At 62.9% G+C, this 19,931-nt stretch carries 17 protein-coding genes and 2 pseudogenes; 6 read left to right on the top strand and 13 right to left on the bottom strand.

The window, feature by feature from the left end; genetic code table 11:
* Window position 1: 1 nt before the first annotated feature.
* A pseudogene (locus tag ACVDG8_RS34880) lies at window positions 2-888 on the bottom strand (DMT family transporter).
* A gap of 188 nt (window positions 889-1,076) precedes the next feature.
* On the opposite strand from ACVDG8_RS34880, the gene ACVDG8_RS34885 reads away from it, so the two are divergent.
* Window positions 1,077-1,583: a hypothetical protein gene (locus tag ACVDG8_RS34885; RefSeq protein WP_447252534.1), complete on the top strand. Its 507-nt coding sequence runs from the start codon at window positions 1,077-1,079 to the stop codon at window positions 1,581-1,583.
* 61 nt (window positions 1,584-1,644) lie between these two features.
* Here the strand turns inward: ACVDG8_RS34885 and ACVDG8_RS34890 are convergent, their stop codons facing one another.
* Window positions 1,645-2,973, bottom strand: a complete 1,329-nt coding sequence (locus ACVDG8_RS34890) for a DNA polymerase IV (RefSeq protein ID WP_447252535.1) — start codon at window positions 2,971-2,973, stop codon at window positions 1,645-1,647.
* A gap of 66 nt (window positions 2,974-3,039) precedes the next feature.
* Between ACVDG8_RS34890 and ACVDG8_RS34895 the strand changes: the two genes are divergently transcribed.
* Window positions 3,040-3,615: an N-acetyltransferase family protein gene (locus ACVDG8_RS34895; RefSeq protein ID WP_447252536.1), complete on the top strand. Its 576-nt coding sequence runs from the start codon at window positions 3,040-3,042 to the stop codon at window positions 3,613-3,615.
* A 94-nt stretch (window positions 3,616-3,709) separates the two neighbouring features.
* Window positions 3,710-5,323 carry a hypothetical protein gene (locus tag ACVDG8_RS34900; protein WP_447252537.1) on the top strand — a complete coding sequence of 538 codons (1,614 nt, stop codon included), beginning with the start codon at window positions 3,710-3,712 and terminating at the stop codon, window positions 5,321-5,323.
* Between the two features lie 60 nt (window positions 5,324-5,383).
* On the opposite strand, the gene ACVDG8_RS34905 is transcribed toward ACVDG8_RS34900, so the two are convergent.
* Together ACVDG8_RS34905 and ACVDG8_RS34910 are read right to left on the bottom strand one after the other, a co-directional pair.
* Complete coding sequence (locus ACVDG8_RS34905) at window positions 5,384-6,043, bottom strand: hypothetical protein (protein ID WP_447252538.1); 660 nt, start codon at window positions 6,041-6,043, stop codon at window positions 5,384-5,386.
* The gene (locus tag ACVDG8_RS34910) at window positions 6,040-6,339 is read right to left on the bottom strand and encodes a DUF3572 domain-containing protein (protein ID WP_447257175.1); all 300 of its coding nucleotides are present in this window, start codon (window positions 6,337-6,339) and stop codon (window positions 6,040-6,042) included. The genes ACVDG8_RS34905 and ACVDG8_RS34910 overlap by 4 nt, the downstream gene beginning before the upstream one ends.
* A gap of 340 nt (window positions 6,340-6,679) precedes the next feature.
* Between ACVDG8_RS34910 and ACVDG8_RS34915 the strand changes: the two genes are divergently transcribed.
* On the top strand, window positions 6,680-7,051 hold the full coding sequence (locus ACVDG8_RS34915; protein ID WP_140815658.1) for a response regulator: 372 nt from the start codon (window positions 6,680-6,682) through the stop codon (window positions 7,049-7,051).
* Window positions 7,052-7,084: 33 nt separating this feature from the next.
* Window positions 7,085-8,458 carry a PleD family two-component system response regulator gene (locus ACVDG8_RS34920; RefSeq protein WP_447252539.1) on the top strand — a complete coding sequence of 458 codons (1,374 nt, stop codon included), beginning with the start codon at window positions 7,085-7,087 and terminating at the stop codon, window positions 8,456-8,458.
* Between the two features lie 416 nt (window positions 8,459-8,874).
* On the opposite strand, the gene rpmG is transcribed toward ACVDG8_RS34920, so the two are convergent.
* The 8 genes and pseudogenes from rpmG to ACVDG8_RS34960 all read right to left on the bottom strand — a co-directional run bounded on the left by rpmG (window position 8,875) and on the right by ACVDG8_RS34960 (window position 17,980).
* Entirely contained in the window at window positions 8,875-9,042 is a 168-nt protein-coding gene (gene rpmG / locus ACVDG8_RS34925) for a 50S ribosomal protein L33 (protein ID WP_006201775.1), read from the bottom strand.
* Between the two features lie 155 nt (window positions 9,043-9,197).
* A complete protein-coding gene (locus tag ACVDG8_RS34930) occupies window positions 9,198-9,656 on the bottom strand; it encodes a hypothetical protein (protein ID WP_447252540.1) in 459 nt (152 codons plus the stop codon).
* 261 nt (window positions 9,657-9,917) lie between these two features.
* Window positions 9,918-11,096 (bottom strand): MFS transporter, encoded by a 1,179-nt coding sequence (locus ACVDG8_RS34935; RefSeq protein ID WP_447252541.1) that lies wholly within the window; start codon window positions 11,094-11,096, stop codon window positions 9,918-9,920.
* An 18-nt stretch (window positions 11,097-11,114) separates the two neighbouring features.
* A complete protein-coding gene (locus ACVDG8_RS34940) occupies window positions 11,115-11,855 on the bottom strand; it encodes an NUDIX hydrolase (RefSeq protein ID WP_447252542.1) in 741 nt (246 codons plus the stop codon).
* Between the two features lie 89 nt (window positions 11,856-11,944).
* Window positions 11,945-12,394: pseudogene (locus ACVDG8_RS34945) on the bottom strand (DUF983 domain-containing protein); the annotation flags it as partial.
* The gene (gene rnr, locus ACVDG8_RS34950; RefSeq protein WP_447252544.1) at window positions 12,394-14,703 is read right to left on the bottom strand and encodes a ribonuclease R; all 2,310 of its coding nucleotides are present in this window, start codon (window positions 14,701-14,703) and stop codon (window positions 12,394-12,396) included. The gene rnr and the pseudogene ACVDG8_RS34945, both read right to left, overlap by 1 nt.
* Before the next feature lie 4 nt (window positions 14,704-14,707).
* Complete coding sequence (gene topA, locus ACVDG8_RS34955) at window positions 14,708-17,275, bottom strand: type I DNA topoisomerase (protein ID WP_447252545.1); 2,568 nt, start codon at window positions 17,273-17,275, stop codon at window positions 14,708-14,710.
* A 327-nt stretch (window positions 17,276-17,602) separates the two neighbouring features.
* A complete protein-coding gene (locus tag ACVDG8_RS34960; protein WP_447252546.1) occupies window positions 17,603-17,980 on the bottom strand; it encodes a COG4315 family predicted lipoprotein in 378 nt (125 codons plus the stop codon).
* Between the two features lie 212 nt (window positions 17,981-18,192).
* On the opposite strand from ACVDG8_RS34960, the gene ACVDG8_RS34965 reads away from it, so the two are divergent.
* Entirely contained in the window at window positions 18,193-18,939 is a 747-nt protein-coding gene (locus ACVDG8_RS34965; RefSeq protein ID WP_447252547.1) for a cytochrome c biogenesis CcdA family protein, read from the top strand.
* Between the two features lie 38 nt (window positions 18,940-18,977).
* On the opposite strand, the gene ACVDG8_RS34970 is transcribed toward ACVDG8_RS34965, so the two are convergent.
* Window positions 18,978-19,910, bottom strand: a complete 933-nt coding sequence (locus ACVDG8_RS34970) for a hypothetical protein (protein WP_447252548.1) — start codon at window positions 19,908-19,910, stop codon at window positions 18,978-18,980.
* Between the last annotated feature and the right edge of the window lie 21 nt (window positions 19,911-19,931).

Here is a 19,931-nt window from a genome sequence, read left to right on the forward strand (position 1 = left end):
TTCAAGGGGCCGCCGCTTCCCGCCTCTGCGCCCCGTGCGTCTTGCGCTGCAGGTTGAGCAGGTTGCCGGCGAGGATCAGGGCAGCGCCACCAGCGGTGAAGACGTCGATCTGCTCATGATAGAGCAGCCAGCCGACCAGCGCCGACAACGGCACGCGCAGAAAATCCATCGGCGAGATGATGGTGGCGTCGGCGTAGACCAGCGCCCGCGCCAGGCAGAAATGCGACGACATGCCGGTGAAGGCGATCAGGAAAATCCACGGCCAAAGCCCGGGCGAGGGGTATGCCAGTCATAGAGCGCTGGGACGAGGCCGACCGCCGACTGGATGATCAGCATCCAGAAGATGATGCGCACCACGCTCTCGGTCCTGGTCATGGACTTCACCAGCACCAGCCCGATGGCAAAGCAGACCGCCGCGCCCAGAACGACGAGATGACCGGTATCCATCGAACCCGCGCTCGGCCGTACGATGACGACCACGCCGATCAGTCCGAGCACGATCGCCGCCAGACGGGAACGCGAAAGCCTTTCGCCGAGGAAGCTGATCGCCAGGATCGCGGTCCATATCGGCGTCGTGAATTCGATCGAAATCAGCACGGCAAGCGGAATGAGCGTCAGCGCGTAGAGCCAGGCGGCCTGGCCGGTATAGTGGATGATGTTGCGGGCGATGTGGGCGACGGGGCGTTGTGTGCGCATCGCGGCAAAACCGCCACTCGCGATCACCAGCGGCAGCAGGATGAAGAAGCCGATCGCCGAGCGCAGTTCCATCACTTCGAAGACGTTGAGCTCGGCGGTCGTCTCGCGCCCGGCGATCGACATCCCCAGGAACGAGGCGATTGACAGCGCCATCCAGAATGCAGCTTTAGGGATCGAGGGAGCGGGTACCATTGGCGCTATGTCGCAGGAGCGGACTTTTGCCGCAATCTGTAGTGGTGGCATTCGACTGGGCCAGGTGGCAGCCGGGTCACCAAACCGTTATGGCGACGGCGGAACCTGACAGCCAGGCACTCGTTAAGTCCACACTTTGGCCTTCCCTGCGGAAGTCGCCGCTTTTCTGATCGCGAGAGGGGGACGTCTTGATCAAATCGACTGCCGCTTTGCTGGCCGCCGCCTGGCTGTTCGGCGCAACGGGCGCTCATGCCGACGAGGCAGACTTCCTGCGCTCACTGCAAGGGAAGTTTGCCGGCAAAGGAACAGTCAGGATCAGGACCAATTCTCCCGTCATGAACATCACCTGCTCCTTCACCTCGGACGCGACGGCGACCTCGCTGTCGCTCGACGGCATCTGCCGCGCCATGCTGATCATGACGCGCGAGATCCGCGCCGACCTCAAGGTCAACGGAACGAAATACGCCGGCACCTATACCGGCTCGCGCAGCGGACCCGCCGGCCTTAGCGGAAGTCGCGACGGCAACGCCATCAACCTCGACATCCATTGGGCAAAAATCATCAATGGCGACCGCGATGCCGAACTGACCGTCGAAAAGACCGGTCCGGACGAGATGCGAATGACAGTCACCGACATGGATCCGGCGACCGGCAAAATGGTGGTGACGAGCAGGATCGATCTCAAGCGCAGCTGAGCGGCGTATTGATCTTCAGGCGATGCCGGCCTGACGTCAATCTCAACACACCTCTCCGAGCTTACTCCTCGAGCGGCTCCGGTGGATTGGCGTCGCGGCCCTTGCCGAACGTATAGCCGGTCTCGACCGCCTTGCGGCCGAACTTGTCGCGCAACGTGTCCATGGCGCCTTCGGCAAGCGCGCGCTTGCGCGACTGGACATCGACCAGGTCCGGCGGGTCAGCCTTTTCATCGCCGGAAAGATCGCTGACGCCGATGCCGAGCAGGCGGAATTTCGTCCCGTCCGTTTCGCGGCGCAAAAGGTCGAGCCCGGTTTGAAAAATACGGTCGGCCAGCCGGGTCGGATCGCCAAGCTGGCGGTTGCGGGTGCGGAGCTTGAAATCCTGCGTCTTGACCTTGAGCACCACGGTGCGCCCGGCAATGCCGGATTTCTTCAGCCGTGCCGAGACCTTTTCCGACAGGCCGCGCAGCACCGGCACCAGTTCCGCCAAGGTGGCGATATCGGTGTCGAAGGTGGTCTCGGCCGAGACACTCTTGGCATCGCCGCCAGGGTCGACCGGTCTATCGTCCTCGCCGCGCGAGAGCCGGTAGAGGCGGTCGCCCATCACGCCGTAGCGGCGCATCAGCTCGCCGCGCTCCATGCGCTGCAGCTGGGCGATCATGCGGATGCCGTCGCGCTCCAGCGTAGCGGCCAGCGCCTTGCCGACACCCCAGATCAGAGTCACCGGGTGCTCTGCCAGGAAGGTTGGCGCCTCCGCTTCGCCGATGACGGAAAAGCCGCGCGGCTTGCGGAAGTCCGAGGCGATCTTGGCCAGGAACTTGCAGTAGGAGAGACCGGCCGAAACGGTGATGCCGAGTTCTTTTTCCACCGTCTGCGCGAAACGCGCCAGCACGAGCGCCGGCGGCATGCCGTGCAGCTTCTCGGTGCCGGCGAGATCGAGGAACGCCTCGTCGATCGACAACGGCTCGACCTGCGGCGTCAGCGCTTGCATCAACGCGCGGACCTCGCGCCCGACGCCGACATATTTTTCCATGTTAGGCGGGATCACCATGGCTTCAGGACAGAGCTCGAGCGCCTTGAACATCGGCATGGCCGAGCGAACGCCCTGGATGCGGGCGATGTAGCAGGCGGTGGAGACGACGCCGCGCCGGCCGCCGCCGATGATCACCGGCCTGTCCTTCAGCGCCGGATTGTCGCGCTTTTCGATCGCCGCATAGAAGGCGTCGCAGTCGATATGGGCGATATGCAGGCTGTAGAGTTCCAGGTGACGGACAAGGCGCGGGCTGCCGCAGCGCTCGCAGCGCCGCGTTTCGCTGCGCTGGAAGGCCAGGCAGTCACGGCAAAAACCGTGTTCGGGATTATTGACAGGAGCCGCCATCGCTGCGAACATAAAGAGAACAAACGCAATGGTACGACGGCGCAGCGCCGGCAACAAGCTTGGCCTGGGGATGAACGCATGAGCACGACCATAGCACCGCTTACCCCGCAGCGTTGGGCCGATTTCGAAGACCTCTTCGGCAAGCAGGGGGCCTGTTATGGCTGTTGGTGCACGCATTTCCGGCTCACACCCGCGGAGCGCCGCGCCAGCGACAAGGAGCGCAACAAGGATCACATCAAGGCGCGCATCGAAGCCGGTCCGCCGCCGGGGCTTCTGGCTTTCGAGGACGGCAAGGCGGTCGGCTGGATGCAGATCGGTCCGCGCGCCGACGTGCCTGAGTGGAACAATCCGGGCAGGGGTTCGGCGCCGGTCGACCCGGCCGATGTGGACGACCCGAAGGTCTGGGCAATTTCCTGCTTCTTCATCCGGGTCAAGGCGCGGGGCAGGGGCGTCAGCCATCGGCTGGTCGAGGGCGGCATTGCCTTTGCGCGCGACCATGGCGCAAGGCTGCTCGAAGCCTGCCCGATCGACCTGTCACGCGATTCGCGCTCGATCGGCCTGTTCGTCGGCTCGTCGCGCGTGTTCGAGAAGGCCGGCTTTGAACGGCTCGTGGAGCGCAAACCCGGGCGGCCGCTGATGCGACTGGTGCTTTAGCCAGGCTGTCTTTTGGCGTAGTGTCCTCGTCTTGCGGCTATGATGCTATTTCACTAACACAAGCACGATGTCCCCAGACCAACGGAGAACCGACGTGAAGCGTGTATTGCCACTGGTTTTTGTGCTCGCGCTCAGCGCGCCCGCTCTCGCCCAGACCGTCGACAGCCAGGGCGCCAAGCAGCTCTCCGACAATCTGGCGCGCTATTTCGGCAAGCAGATCTTCGATCTCGGGTTCCTGAAGGTCTCGGTCGATGGCGATGCCTACAAACTGGCCTTCGATTTCAAGCCGATCGCGGCCTTGCTAGCAAAAGATCAGTCCTTCAAGTTCGACGTCCCGCCTTACTCCATGCTGACCAAGCCGCGCAAAGACGGGCAGTGGGACGTTTCGGCGAACACGTCCCTGGCAGGATCGCTTGACTTCACCGGCCCTCAGGGTCCGCAGCACATTGACCTGTCGGTGTCGAACAACAAGTTCTCCGGCGTCTATGATCCGGCCCTTGCGGCTTTCGTCAGCGGCACCGGCTCGATGGATGGCATGACGATGAAGACCCGGGAAGCCAAGCAGGAGGCGGATGTCTCCGCCGGCGCCGGCACCGCGACAATCATGGCGACCAAAGCTGCCAACGGCGGCATCGATTTCACGGTGGCGCAAAAGGTCTTGAGCTTTGCCGAGACGATCAAGGTCAACGATCCCGAAAACGGGTTGAGCTTTCCGGCCTCCATAACGTCGCCGGAACTCTCGGTGGACGCCACGGGCAAGGGGTTCAAGACCAAGCCGCTGCTCGACCTGCTTGCCTTCGCCGTCGCCAATGAAAGCGATGAAAAGGTCAAGGCGAACCAGGCCGAATTCAAATCGCTTCTGCTTGCCGCACTGCCAGTCTGGGAAAGAATCGACGGTACGTACCGCTTCAAGGATTTTGCGGTGGAGAGCCCGGTCGGCAAGTTCGGCGCGACCCAGCTCAGCACCGCTTTCGGCATGGACGGCGTCTCCCAGAGCGGCAAGGTCGACTACGCTATCAAAGCGTCGGGCCTGACGGTCCCGCAGCAGATGCTGCCCGCCTGGACTGTTCCGCTGCTGCCGACGGACATCGACCTGAATTTCGGTGGCGCCGATATCGATCTCGATAGCATGGCGAAGAAGGCGATCGAGGCCTTTGATCTGAACAAGAATCCGCCGCTGACGGACGAATTCGGCAATGGGCTGGTTGCTGAATTCCTGGCCAAGAAGCCGAAGGTCGTGCTCGGTCATTCGACGGTGAAGAACGGCGATATCGAAGTCGCCATGGAAGGCGAGATGACGTTCCCGGGCGGCGAGAAACCCGATGCGACCGTGACCGTCGACGTCGCCGGCTATGACAAGATCGTTGACGCCCTGAAAGAGGCTGCGAAGAGCGACCAGCAGATGGCGCAGGCGTTTCCTTTTGCGCTCGCTGTCAAAGGTTTTGGCAAGACGCTGCCGGACGGCCGCCTGGAATGGGTGATCGATACGAAGGCCGACGGCTCGGTCAAGGTGAATGGCGCGATGCTGAAAGGTCCCGATGCGGTCCAGGATGACAATGCCGGCCAAGATGGCGGTGCCGGACAGGATGACAGCGCTGGCCAAGGTTCGAACGGTGACGACGGCTCGAACGGAACCGACGACTCAACCGGCGGAGACGGCTCGAACGATGGCGACAGCGGCGGTGCCGGAGCGAAGCTGCAGCCCTAAAAGTTATTTTAAAACGATGACATAGAGCGGCCAGCCGGTTCCGTGAAACGGCGAACCGCTCTAGCTCTGAAGCCCAAGCGCTGCCGCGATTTTCGGTGCAGCTTCCCGCCAGTCATCGACCGAGATGACGCCTTCGGGCGTCGGCGGCAGGAAGGCGCGCAGCGAGTTGTCGGCCATCAGGTGGAACAAGTGCGCGTCGGCGACGGACCCGCGCGCCGACACCAGATTGGCGGGCTGGTCGTCGATGAAGACGATCGCCCGTCCCTTGCCGCCACGCAGTTTGGCGATGGCCGGGCCTTTGGCCATTTCCGTCGTCAGCAGCGGATAGGTAAGGCCGAGCGCGTCGAGATGGGCCCGGCGCGCCGCGCGATGCCTGTGCGGCATGGCGGTCAAAAGGATGATCTCGGCCTGCCCGCCGAGCGCCGCCAGCGTTTCCGCTGCACCTTCGGTGATGGTCTGCCAGTCGGCCTGGGCATCGAAGAAATCGCCCAGAAGTGCTGTCACTTCCGGCTGTTCGATCAGCCGGCCGGTTGCCGTTTCGGCGATATTGCCGGTGAGGCGGAAAGAAGCCAGCGTCAGGCCGAAGCCGCGCGACTTCAGGAAATGCGGGAAGGGGCGGATGAATTCGAGCACCACATCGTCGACATCGAGCACCAAAAGCGGACGGTCGTCGGCCGCCAGCTCCTCGATCTGGCGCGCCGTCTCGGGATCGTCACTCATGTCGAACGCTCATGATCGTCATTGCCGAGCGGCAGCGCCCGCAAGGCTTTGCCGACCGCTGCAGGCGGCGTGCCGGTTTCCTCGGCAAATCGCAAAAGCGTCGGCTCGTGGGCCAGGATGAATTGCAGCACGCCGGCGAGAAAGCCCGGCTCGGCCGCCGCCTGGCGGATCGAAGTCGCCTCTATGCCGGTGATCGCCAGGAAGCGCGGCAGAAGTTCGGGGTCGGCCGCGACGAAGCCCAAGGCCCTGACCGCAATGGTTTCCGCTTCTTCGCGCATTGACGCTGCGTTCGCCATCATTACCTTTGGATGGTGGATTTTTTGAGTCTCTCTCCGCAGTAACGGCAAGTGCCGCTTGCGGCAAGTCTCCGCTCGCTAAAGCGCGTCGCGCTGAAACGGATTCAGGCGACACGCTTTAGCTCTTTGTTTTGATGCATGCGTTGCCCGAGAACCGCTGAACACTTCTGGGCGACATGCATTGGTGCAACGTCCGAAGGTGGAAATGGAACAGCTTTTCCACCCTCCGGTTTCCGTTTCGTCAATCATATTGACGTAGGGTGGAGACGGGTTGGATGCGGTCCGGGAAAGGGCGCATGACGATTGTCTTCGCGTCGAAGGTGGTCGGGATGGGAAGTTGATGGCTAAGAAGGTCATGATCGTCGAGGACAATGAGCTCAACATGAAGCTCTTTCGGGACCTCATCGAAGCCAGCGGTTACGACACGGTTCGCACGCGCAATGGCCTGGAGGCGCTCGACCTGGCGCGCCAGCACCGGCCTGATCTCATCCTGATGGACATCCAGCTGCCGGAGGTGTCCGGCCTGGAGGTCACCAAATGGCTGAAGGAAGACGATGAATTGCACACCATTCCGGTCATCGCCGTCACCGCTTTCGCCATGAAGGGGGATGAGGAGCGCATTCGCCAGGGTGGTTGCGAAGCCTATATTTCCAAGCCGATCTCGGTGCCGCGCTTTATCGAGACGATCAAATCCTACCTGGGCGATGCCTGATGCATACCTCTTACCGAACTGGAGCCTGCTGAAATGACCGCGCGGATCCTCGTCGTCGACGATATCCCCGCCAATGTGCGGCTGCTGGAGGTTCGGCTGTTGGCCGAGTATTTCGAGGTGCTGACGGCCAACAATGGCCTCGATGCCGTCGAAACCTGCGAGAACGGCAAGGTCGACGTCGTCCTGCTCGACGTGATGATGCCCGACATGGACGGGTTCGAGGTCTGCCGGCGCCTGAAGAGCGACCCGGCCACCTCGCATATCCCCGTGGTCATGATCACCGCGCTCGACCAGGTCTCGGATCGCGTGCGCGGCCTTGAGGCCGGCGCCGACGATTTTCTCACCAAGCCGGTCAACGATCTGCAACTGATGACGCGGGTGAAGAGCCTGGTCAGGCTGAAGTCGCTGACCGATGAGCTCAGGCTGCGCGCCTCGACCACCCGCAACATCGGCATCGAGGAGCTCCTGAGCCGCGATTTCGCGACCGACGATGTCAGGCCACGGGTGCTCTTGATCGACGAGCGCAAATCCTCGGTGGAGCGCATCCAGAAGATGCTGCGCAACAGCGCGGATATCGACGTCGCGACAGACCCGAATGCCGGTTTCTTCCAGGCAGCCGAGACACAATATGAATGCGTGCTGGTCTCGACGGCTTTCAGCAACTTCGATGCGCTGAGGCTCTGTTCGCAGCTGCGTTCGCTCGATCGCACGCGTTTCCTGCCGATCATGCTGCTTGCCGAAGAAGGCGAGGAAGGCCGGATCCTGCGTGGGCTGGAACTCGGCATCAACGACTATCTTATTCGGCCGATCGACCAGCACGAACTGACGGCGCGGCTGCGCACGCAGGTGCGCCGCAAGCGCTACAACGACCAGTTGCGCGCCAGTGTTGCGCAAACCATCGAGATGGCCGTCATCGACGGACTGACCGGCCTGCACAACCGCCGCTACCTCGACAGCCACCTGCAGACATTGTTCGACCGCGCCGTGGCGCGGCGGCGGCCGCTGTCGGTGATGATCACCGATCTCGACCGTTTCAAGTCGATCAACGATGCGCATGGCCATGACGGCGGCGATGACGTGCTGCGCGAATTCGCCAAGCGGCTGCGCAAGAATGTGCGCGGTATCGATCTCGCCTGCCGCTTCGGCGGCGAGGAGTTCGTCGTGGTGATGCCGGATACCGATGGCGCGGTCGCCGAAAAGGTGGCCGAGCGCATCCGCGCGGAAATCGCGCAGGCGCCGTTCGCGATCGGAAACGATGGCAAGATGATCGAGGTCACGGTCAGCGTCGGGGTGTCCTCGGTGCTGAAAGGGACCGATACCGTGGCGGCGCTTATGAAGCGGGCCGACCTTGCGCTTTACGAGGCAAAAAGCGGCGGCCGCAACCGGGTTGTCGCCAAGGCTGCCTGACGACAAACGGCGATCCCGCGCCCGCCTCGAAAGCTTTGCGAATTTACCTTAATCGAAGCGATTCGCGAGCGGTGGTTAAGAAATGGTTGATTTTCCTAAGTTCTTGCGCAAATCTGCGGCGCATAGACCGAAGACGAGGCCGGCACGAGGGTAGACTAAGCCGGCCCGATCCTAAAAATACCCCATGATGCTCAGGTCCGCCGCATCTCCTGGGTCCGTGGGGTCGGCCGGCCGGCGCTGGCACATAGTGGCCTCCTCGTACCGCTGCCAAACGCCGACCGGCCCCTTTTTGAAAAAGCTGCCATCGGAACCTTGCGCCCAGTAGGGCGCTTGGCGCCTTTATTGGCGCAGGCCTGTCCGCAAACAAAAAAACGCCGCCCCGGAGGGCGGCGCTTTGATATCTCGGAATGACCAGATTACTTGATCTTGGTTTCCTTGAACTCAACGTGCTTCTTGGCGACCGGGTCGTACTTGCGGAACGACAGCTTGTCGGTCTTGGTGCGGCTGTTCTTGCTCGTCACGTAGAAGAACCCGGTGTCGGCGGTCGACAGAAGCTTGATCTTGATGTTTGCGGCTTTGGCCATGATTTTCGTCCGTTAATGTTCGTGGAGTTTTGGCCGCTGGTGCACGGGGAAAACACCCGGACGCGGGAAACTTGGCGCGACACATAAAGAACGCGCCTGGAAAGTCAAGCCCAGGCGCCTCCTTACCCATTGCGGCATGGCAGGCTTTCGCCGCGTCATGCGTTCTCGATGATCAGCACATTTGCCTTTTTCCAGTCGCCTGTGGTGTTCCACCAGCGGTTGGGGTTGGCGCGGTCGTCGAGACCCTTGGAGCGGCTGGCCAGCAGCGGCTGGATGCGGATCACCGGCTCCTGGTAGGAATGGGCCTGGAATATCGCTTCGACGACACGGGCGGCGAGCGGCTGGTCGTCGGGGAGTTCGAACGACACCTCGACCGTACCCGGCCGCCGGCGCAACTCCGTTTCGGCGCCCGCAGCCGCGCCTTCGAGCGGCCGGTAGCGCTCGATGCCTTGTGCCGACTGGTAGGCGTTGCTGTCGTACTTGCCCATGCGCAGCGGCGTGATCGCCACCACCGCCTGCATGATGCGCTCGACATCGGCGGCCGGCGCCTGGAAGCTGACGAGCAAAAGCAATTCCATCCTCAGGGATTTGGTTTCGAACCCGCTGTCGACCATGGCAATTCTCCTTGCTCTAACTCTTTGTTTTTTCGCAATTCCGGACGGAAAACCGCTCACACTTTTCCTGGAATTGCTCCAGTTGGAGGCCAGGGTATAGCAGAGGTGCTGCTGACACGGTGATGTCAGCAGCCTCGCCGGCCGCGGCGTTCCATTGTCAGGGGTCGGCGGAGCAATTGCCGGCCGCCGGCGAAACGCCGCCTGATCCAGTCGATATGGAAGCCGGCAGCCGTGCTGTCGGCACCTGAAGCGACGGTGTCCTTACAGGAGGATCTTGCGCACCAACCTGACGCTGACCAGGATCATATAGGCGGCGAAGAACAGCGCCAGCGACCAGCCGAAGCCGGAAGGGCCGAAGGCGTCCATGCCGATGCCGATTGCCTGCGGGCCGAGCACCATGCCGACGCCGTAGCAAAGCACGAAGGCGGCATTGGCGGAGGCGAGTTCGTGGCCGGAGAGCTGCGAGCCGAGATGGGCGAGGCCGATCGTGTACATGGCCGCGACGACGCCGCCCCAGACGAACAGAAGAGCGGCCATGAGGTGCCAGTTCTGGGCGAAATAAGGCATGAAAGCCGTTCCGATCAACCCGACGGTGGCGCAGGCCAAGAGCAGATAGCGCCGGTCGGAGACGCGGTCGCTGATCATGCCGATCGGGATCTGCAGCAGCACGTTGCCGAGGCCGATCATGGTGAGCAGGAGCGCCGCGTCAGCCTCGGAATAGCCGATCCGGTTGCCGTAGATCGGAAACAGCGCAAAACCGCCGGTCTCGACGGCGCCGAACACCAGCACGGCGAAGGTCGCGGTCGGCACCAGCCAGATATAGCGCAGGAAATGGCTGGTCTCGCTGTCGGCGACGATGGTCGGGCTTTCGTTGCGGGCGGCAAGCACCGGTATGGCGGCCAGCGTCACCAAAGCGATGATCACGCCGAACGGCCTGAAGCCGGAACTGCCGAGATGGGCGAACAGCCACGGGCCCGCGGCAAAACCAAGCGACAGAACGGTGGCGTAGATGCCGAGAACAAGGCCGCGGCGCCGCGGCGGCGCCGACGTGCTGATCCAGAACTCGGACAGGATGAACAGCACCGTCAGCGCTATATGCAGCACGATGCGCAGCGGAAACCACATCCAGAAATCGGGCGCGAAATGGAAGCCGACGAAGGCCAGCGCGCCGGTGGCGATCATGGCGATCATGGTCCGGGCGACGCCAAAGCGCATGGCGAGCGGCGTGGCCAGCGGCGCACCGGCGATCGAGGCGAGACCGGCGACAGCGGTGTTGAGGCCAATCATCGAAGCCGAATGACCTCGTGTTTCCAGGATGACGCTGAGCAGCGGCATGCCAAGGCCGATGGCGATGCCGACAACACTGATAGAGGAGATCGCCGCGATCATCGGCAGCCAGTGTACGCGTTCGTCGCCCTGTTGTTGGGTATCGACCGTCATGGGATAAATGCTCTGTTTCTAAAGGACTTCGCGGGCGAAGCGGTTGCGGACAAGCCGGAAGAACGGCACGGCGCCCCCTGGACGCAGCAAAGGGTCGTCGGCGAGCCGATTTTCCAGCTCTTCCAGAATCATGCGGGTGATGTCGGGAATATCAGCCTTGCGCGCCTCGGCAAGCGGCAGCCAGACAAGTTCTTCCAACTCGTTGGTCGGGCCGCCGCCCGGCAGTTCCACGGCGACGTCGCTGCGCCATGCGGCAAAGAAGCGGGTGTCGAAGCGGCGCACGCGATTCGGCGGGGTGATGGCGCGCGCGATGAAGCGCAACACATCCAGCGATGGCGTCACACCGTGCTCGACAAAGCCCTGCCAGTCGCGCTTCGTCGTCGCCAAAGCGCCTTTGCGGCCGATGAGCAGGCCGGCTTCCTCATAGGTCTCGCGGATTGCCGAGAGCGCAATGGCGCGCGCCCGGGCGGGATTCGTGCGGCCGGGGCCAGCGGCGAGCTTGGCCTCGATCTCGCCATGCAGCGGAGCGGCGATCGGGATGCGGCTGTCGGCGGGATCGGTGCGGCCGCCGGGGAAGACGAATTTCCCAGGCATGAAGGCATGGCCGGCATGGCGCCTGCCCATCAGCACGACGACGTCGCCGTCCCTGCGGTCGAGCAGGATAAGCGTGGCGGCGTCGCGCGGACGCAGTGGCCGGCCGCTGCGCACGGCCAAGCCTTTATCGAGCTTGTCGACATCCGCCTTGGTCATTCCGTTCATGCGCTCGACCTAGCGGAAACTTCCTGAATGCGAAAGTGGCTTGCGCATTCCGGCCTTTGCACCAGCCCCAAACCGGGGTGGATGCCCCAGCTCCCCGGATGCGACTCGAACTCGTTCTTCTCTTCACCGAAGCCGTGCATATAGAGCGCCCATTGCAGTCCGATGACGGCGCCTTTGACAGGCTGCAGCAGGCCGAGCGACAGGATAATGGTCAGCGGCACCCAGATCAGCGCATGCTGCCAGTTCGAGAGCGTGTAGACCGCCTCGACACCCATGAAGGCGCCGAGCACGACATGGCCGACGATGACGATCACCAGATAAGCGGGCAGATCGTCGGCGCGATGGTGGTGGATTTCTTCGCCGCAGACGCTGCAGGTTTCGACCGTCTTGGTGAAGGCGCGAAACAGCTTGCCTTCGCCGCAACGCGGGCAGCGGCCAAGCATGCCGCGCTTGATTGCCGGCCACAGCAGGCGCGCGACGCGGCCGGAATGGTTCTCACCGCCGAAAACCTGTTCTTCCATCCTAAGTTCTTCTGGCATTACCGTCTCCTGCCGCGCGACCCCGAGCGCGATTGCGAGGCACGGGCGCGGCCTTTGGCCTTGTGGAACGACCGGCTCGAGCCGGGCAGCGGCTTCGGGTCGGTCAACATCTCAAAACGCATCGCGCCCGCCATTGGCGCAACTTCGATAAGCCGGACCTCGACGCGATCGGCAAGCTGATAGCCCTTGCCGGTGCGCTCTCCGAATAGCGATCGGGCGGTTTCGTCATAGATATAGTAATCGGCGCCCAAAGTTGACACCGGGATGAAACCATCCGCGCCGAACTGCGGCAATTGGACAAAGAGTCCAGCCTTGGTGACACCGGAAATACGTGCATCGAACGTGTCGTTGACGCGCTCGGCGAGATAGGCGGCGACCAATCGGTCGACCGTGTCGCGTTCGGCCGCCATGGCGCGGCGTTCCGTCGCCGAGATCAAAACGGATATCTCCTCCAGCCGGTCGGCCTCCTGCTGGGTCAGGCCGCCGGAGCCGAAGCCGAGCGCCGCAACCAGGCCGCGATGCACGATCAGGTCGGCATAGCGGCGGATCGGCGAGGTGAAATGCGCGTAGCGTTTCAGGTTGAGTCCGAAATGGCCGATATTGCCAGGCGAATATTCGGCCTGGCTCTGCGAGCGCAGCACCACTTCGTTGACCAGCGCTTCGTTGTCGGCGCCGCGCACGCGCTCGAGGATACCGTTGAACTGGTTCGGCCGCATCTGCGCGCCACGCGCCAATGACAGGCTGAGGGTCTGCAGGAATTCGCGCAGTGATTCCTGCTTGGCCAGCGAAGGCGCGTCGTGGACGCGATAGACCAGCGGTTCCTTCTTGGCCTCCAATGTCTCGGCGGCCGCGACATTGGCCTGGATCATGAATTCTTCGATGAGCTTATGCGCATCGAGGCGCTCGGGCACGATGACGCGGTCGACCGTGCCGTCGGGTTTGAGCAGAATCTTACGCTCCGGCAGGTCGAGCTCCAGCGGCTGGCGGGCATCGCGGCCGCGCTTCAGCACCGCATAGGCATCCCAAAGCGGCTTCAGCACACTGTGGAGGATCGGCCTGGTCTTGTCGTCCGGCGCGCCATCGATCGCGGCCTGCGCCTGCGGATAGGCGAGCTTGGCTTTCGACTTCATCATGACGCGATGGAAGGAATGGCGCAGCTTGCGGCCTTCCGAGGAGAAGGTCATGCGCACGGCAATCGCCGGCCGGTCCTCGCCTTCGCGCAGCGAGCAGAGATCGTTGGAGATGCGTTCGGGCAGCATCGGCACGACCCGATCGGGGAAGTAGACCGAATTGCCGCGCTTCAGCGCTTCACGGTCGAGCGGGGTGCCATAACGGATATAGGCCGCGACATCGGCGATCGCCACCGTGGCGATGACGCCGCCGGGGTTCTTCTCATCGGTGTCGGGTGTGGCAAAGACGGCGTCGTCATGATCCTTGGCGTCGGCCGGATCGATGGTGACCAGCGGCAGGTCACGCCAGTCCTCGCGATGCTGCATCGTCGCCGGCTTGACCGCATCGGCCTCGGCGATGACATCCGCTGGGAAGATATGCGGGATGTCATGCGCATGGATGGCGATCATCGAGACCGCCTTTTCGCTGGTCAGCGAGCCCAGGACGGCAAGCACCTTGGCGCGCGGCAGGCCGTAGCGCGAAGCCCGCGCCGGCTCGACCTCGACCAGGTCGCCGTTCTTGGCGCCGTTCTGGAATTCCTTGTCGACGATGAGTTCGGGCTGGCGCCGCTCGACAGGTTCGATGCGGAAGGTACCGTCCTTGAGCACGCGGAAGACGCCGAGCACGGTATCGGTCCGCTTCTCGAAGATCTTCATCACCCGACCGGTATAGGCCGGGCCTGCCGGGTCATCGGCCGGGAACGTTTTGGCAAGCACGCGGTCGCCGATGCCGGGCACGGGGCCGCTGGCGCCACGCGAGATGCGGATGGCAACGACCGGCGGCGCGCCGGTGCCTTTGTTCTCGGTCGGATGCGCCAGCAGCACGCCGTCGGCGTCGCGGCCGAAAATGTCGAGCACGGCGACATGCGGTACGGCGCCGGCGCGGGCGAGCCGCTTGCGCTCCTTGGTCAGCAAGCCTTCGTCCTGCAGATCGCGCAACAGATCCTTCAGCCAGACGCGGTCCTCGCCGCGCAGCGCGAAGGCCTTGGCGATCTCACGCTTGCCGGAGCGGTCGGGGTTTTCGGCGATGTAGCGCAGGATTTCTTCGCGCGAGGGCCGGTAGTCGTGCTTGACCACCTTGGCCCTCGTGTCGGCGTTGCGCGGATCGCCGTGGGTTCTTCCGGAGATCCTGCGCGCCACTCTGCTATCCCTTTTTAGCTGCCTTGCGGAAGGGCTTCTTGCCGCTCCCGCCCTTGGCTTCCTTCTCGGCGATCAGGGCGAGTGCCTCTTCCATCGTCACCGATTGCGGATCCTTGCCCTTGGGCAGCGTCGCATTGACCTTGCCGTAATTGACATACGGGCCGTATTTGCCGTCGCGCACGATGATCTTGCCGCCGCCATCGGGATGGTCGCCAAGCTCCTTCAGCGCCGCCGGCGTGGCGCCGTTGCGGCCGCCCTTGCCCTTCTGCTGCTTCTCGGCGATCACCGTGACGGCGCGGTTCAAGCCGATCGAGAACACGTCCTCGATGCTGTCGACATTGGCGTAGGTGCCGTCATGCAGCACGAACGGACCATAACGCCCGAGACCGGCGGAGATCATCTTGCCGGATTCGGGGTGCTTGCCGATATCGCGCGGCAGCGACAGCAGCGCCAGCGCCTTCTCGTGGTCGATCGACTCCGGCGTCCAGCCCTTGGGCAGGCTGGAGCGCTTGGCTTCCTTGCCGTCGCCGCGCTGTATGTAAGGTCCGAAACGGCCGGAGCGCAGCGTGATTTCCTCGGCCGTGTAGGGGTCCTTGCCGAGCACCTTGGTGCCATCGTCGCCGCCGCCATTCTCGCCATTGGGGTTGGCGGCGTCGCCGAGCTGGCGGGTGAAGGAGCATTCCGGATAGTTGGAGCAGCCGACGAAGGCGCCGAACTTGCCGAGCTTCAGCGACAGATTGCCAGTGCCGCATTTCGGGCAGATGCGCGGGTTCGAGCCATCCTCGCGCGCGGGAAATACCAGCGGCGCCAGTTCCTCGTTGAGCGCGTCGAGCACGTCGGTGACGCGCAGCTCCTTGATGTCGTCGACGGCGCCGGAAAAATCCTTCCAGAAGTCGCGCAGCACGTCCTTCCAGGCGAGCTTGCCGTCGGAAATCTCGTCGAGCTTTTCCTCGAGCGAAGCGGTGAAATCATATTCGACGTAGCGCTCGAAGAAGCTTTCGAGGAAGGCCGAGAGCAGCCGGCCCTTGGCTTGCGGCACCAGCCGGCGCTTGTCGATGGTGACGTAATCGCGGTCTTCCAATGTCTTCAGGATCGCCGTGTAGGTCGACGGCCGGCCGATACCGAGCTCTTCCAGCTTCTTGATCAGCGAAGCTTCGGAATAGCGCGGCGGCGGTTCGGTGCTGTGCTGCGTGGCGTTGATTGCCTGGCGGGCAAGCTGCTCGCCGGAACGGATCTCGGGCAGGCGGCGGTTTTCCTCGTCCTCCGCGTCGTCGTCCTTCTGGTCGGTGTAGGCGGCGATGAAGCCGTCGAAGCGAACGACCGAGCCGATGGCGCGCAGCTCGGCGGTGCGGGCGCCGTTGACCGCCTCGATCTCGACCGTGGTGCGCTCGATCTCGGCCGGCTGCATCTGGCTGGCGATGGCGCGCTTCCAGATTAGCTCGTAGAGGCGCGCCTGGTCGGCGTCGAGATACTGCCTGACCGATTGCGGCGTGCGCGCGAAATCGGTCGGGCGGATCGCTTCGTGCGCTTCCTGGGCATTCTTGGCCTTGGCCGTATACTGGCGCGGCTTTTCGGGCAGATATTTCGCGCCGAACTCGCTGACGATGGTGCTGCGCGCGGCCTCGATGGCCTCGGGCGCCATCTGCACGCCGTCGGTTCGCATATAGGTGATCAGACCAGCGGTTTCGCCGCCGACATCCATGCCTTCATAGAGCTTTTGCGCCACCTGCATGGTGCGGGTGGCCGAGAAGCCGAGCCCGGACGAGGCGGCCTGCTGCAGCGTCGAGGTGGTGAAGGGCGGACCGGGATTGCGCTTGGTCGGCTTGGCCTCGACCGAAAGCGCCTTGAAGACGGCGCCTTCCAGCATCGCCTTGATGTCGTCGGCCTGCGCCTTGTTGCCGATATCGAGCTTCTGCAGCTTCTTGCCGGCAAAGGCGGTCAGCCGTGCTTCAAAGCTGTCGCTACGCGGCGTGTTGAGGATGGCGGCGATCTGCCAGTATTCCTCACGGATGAAGCGCTCGATCTCGGATTCGCGGTCGCTGACAAGGCGCAGCGCCACCGACTGCACGCGGCCGGCCGAACGGGCGCCCGGCAGCTTGCGCCACAGCACCGGCGACAGCGTGAAGCCGACGAGGTAGTCGAGCGCGCGGCGGGCGAGATAGGCATCGACAAGCGGCGCGTCGATCTGGCGCGGATTGGCCATCGCTTCCAGCACCGAGGCCTTGGTGATGGCGTTGAAGACGACGCGGCTGACTGGCTTGTCCTTAAGCGCGCGCTTCTGCTTCAAGACTTCGAGCACATGCCAGGAAATCGCTTCGCCTTCGCGATCCGGGTCGGTGGCGAGGATCAGGCCGTCGGCGTCCTTGACCGCCTTGGCGATGTCGGCGAGACGCTTGCCGGACGCGGTGTCGACCGACCAGGACATGGCGAAGTCCTCGTCCGGACGCACCGAGCCATCCTTGGCCGGCAAATCGCGGACATGGCCGAACGAGGCCAGGACCTTATAGTTCTTGCCAAGATATTTGTTGATTGTCTTCGCCTTGGCCGGCGATTCGACGACGACGACGTCCATGAGGTCTCTTAATCATTGGAGGCGGCGGAAGAACTCCGCGACACGACGAAATCCCACTCTTTTCGTCGCTCACATGGCCGCGCTTTTGCGATCGGTCAAGGGGAAGCAGCCAAATTGCCGAGCCCTTGGCGGCAATACACTCTAAGAGTGTATGGCAAACATCACATTTTTGGGGAAGCGGGTCCGGTCCCGGGGGCGGCGGGCAACCTGGTCGCCCGGCCGTGTCAGATCGCAAACACTGCTGGCTTTGAGTCCGGTAAAGACCGTGGCTGCCAGATCGAAGGACCCGGCAGCCACGCTCCTGTATGGCGGAGGCGAGGGCAGGTCTCAGTCGGCCTTGACGACGTGCCAGGCGCCAGCGACGCCTTCGCCGGTCATGTCGCCGGCCTTCTTGTCCTTGATGAAGGTGTAGACCGGCTTGCCGTCATAGGCCCACATCTTGGTGCCGTCGGTGCGGTCGACGACGCTCCATTCGTGGTCGGCCTTGGAGCCGGCCTCGGCCTTCAGCGGCGGCCAGTTGGCAGCGCATTTGTCGTAGCAGTTGGATTTGCCCTTTTCGTCCTTGTCGAAGGTGTAAAGCGTCATGCCCTTGGCGTCGGTATAGATCTTGGCGCCACCGACTTCGGCTTCCTTCCAGGCCTCGGCGGCGAAGGATGCGGCGGAACTGAACAGAAGTGCCGCGAGCCCGACAGTGATCGTTTTCATGAGAACCTCCCTGGGTGAAGCGCGCAGAAATCGCGGCTTCGCTCTGAGAACGCTCGGCGAGGGGAGCTTCTTCCCGCCTGGTCAACTGACGATGCCGCCGCCCGTAACAATTCGCCTGGACGGGCCGTACCTGTAGCCAAATGCCACACGATGGTGATTGGCGAACATGGTTTTGCGTCGCTATATCGGCGCAGCGGATTTGGAGTTCTGGAATGGCATTGGACATTGGCTATGTCAGCGCGGTCGGGGCCGGGGCCATTTCGTTCCTGTCGCCCTGCGTGTTGCCGCTGGTGCCGCCTTATCTCTGCTACATGGCCGGCGTTTCGGTCGACGATTTCCGCGGCAATGAAAGTGTGACGGCAAAGCAAGGCGCGCGCGGCGCGCTGCTCTATGCGTCTCTGGCTTTCGTGCTCGGCTTCTCCACCGTCTTCGTTGCGCTCGGCGCCGGCGCCTCGACCATCGGCCGCCTGCTGCGCGTCTGGCAGGAGCCGCTGGCGATGGCCGCCGGCGTGCTGATCATCCTGATGGGCCTGAATTTCCTCGGCATATTGCGCATTCCGCTGCTGTCGCGCGAGGCGCGCTTCCAGTCGCAGGGCAAGCCGGCAAGCATGATCGCCGCCTATGTCATGGGACTGGCCTTCGCCTTCGGCTGGACGCCCTGCATCGGCCCGGTGCTGGGGCCGATCCTGACTTTGGCCGGGGGTCGCGAGACGGTCGGCGAGGGTGCATTGCTGCTTGCAGCCTATTCGCTCGGGCTTGGCATTCCGTTCCTGATCGCGGCGCTGTTTTCGGGCGCCTTCATGCGCTTCCTCGGCAGGTTCCGCGTCCATCTCGGCCGCGTCGAAAAGGCGATCGGCGCGCTGCTGGTGGTCGCCGGCGTGTTCTTCCTGACCGGCGGCGTGCAGAGCGTGTCGTATTGGCTGCTGGAGACTTTCCCCGTGCTCGGGCGGTTGGGGTAACCAAAGTCAAGCTTGGATTGGTATTAACACCGATTCGATCATCCAGATTCTGGTAGCGTAATCGATGCTGCCAAAGCCGCGCCGATTGGACCTGATCTACGCCGAAGAAAATAACTTACCCTGTCGTCTCGATCGTCATCGAACTGCTCACCTACCTTGCATGTGAGCAGCATATCCGCGGCCCAAGTCTCTAACGGCCAATCGCTGCCTTTTGTCGCCAGCTTAAGTGCTGCGTAAGTTGGTGATACCCCTTCGGCGAATTCTCGTAGCACCCTGTGCACGTGGTCGGTATCGACTACGCGGCAACCAATCGTTGGCTTGTTCACGCGAATACGCTCGCTCAGGGGATAGCTGACCGAACATGGCATTTGGTGAGGATTGTAGAGCAGGTAGTAGACTACCTTGCCAAAATCTCGATTCAGGTCGTCGATGAGTTGAATCTGCCGATTCCCAGCACCGATCGCACCATAAATGCATGTGTCATTGAATTCAAAATCCCGGTTCAGTACGTCCGCTGCTTGCGGACCATTACGACCTAAGAAGGCGTTCATGCCTTGCAGAAACGCAATCTCGTCTTCGTCGTCGACATCATTGTTGTCTGGATAGAGGCGCTTTGATTGCAAAAGGCCAATCTTCTTTGCCATCAACTTGTCCCCGCGATAGACGAACACGAGGACGGCAATGTCTGCCGTCTCCCATCTGCGCCGGAATGGGCGGTCCCATTCCTCCCCAGGACCGCCAAGACGACGCAGTCCGCCGATATTGTGTGTATCCATACGCACGATTGCACCGGAAGGCAGCAAGGTCGGTGCGCTATCCGGAATTAGAGCCTCTATTAGGCCGTCATCCAGTGAAGTCTCGCGCACGTTAGGAAGGTTGACCAGCCGCTCGCACACCTGCTTGTTGGCGTTAGCAAATACACCGCGAAACCACGCTACCACATCATCAGGTATTTGCGGCCAAGGGTTCATTTCTTCCTCCCGTGCTTGATT

The sequence above is a fragment of the Mesorhizobium sp. ORM8.1 genome (assembly GCF_053005525.2).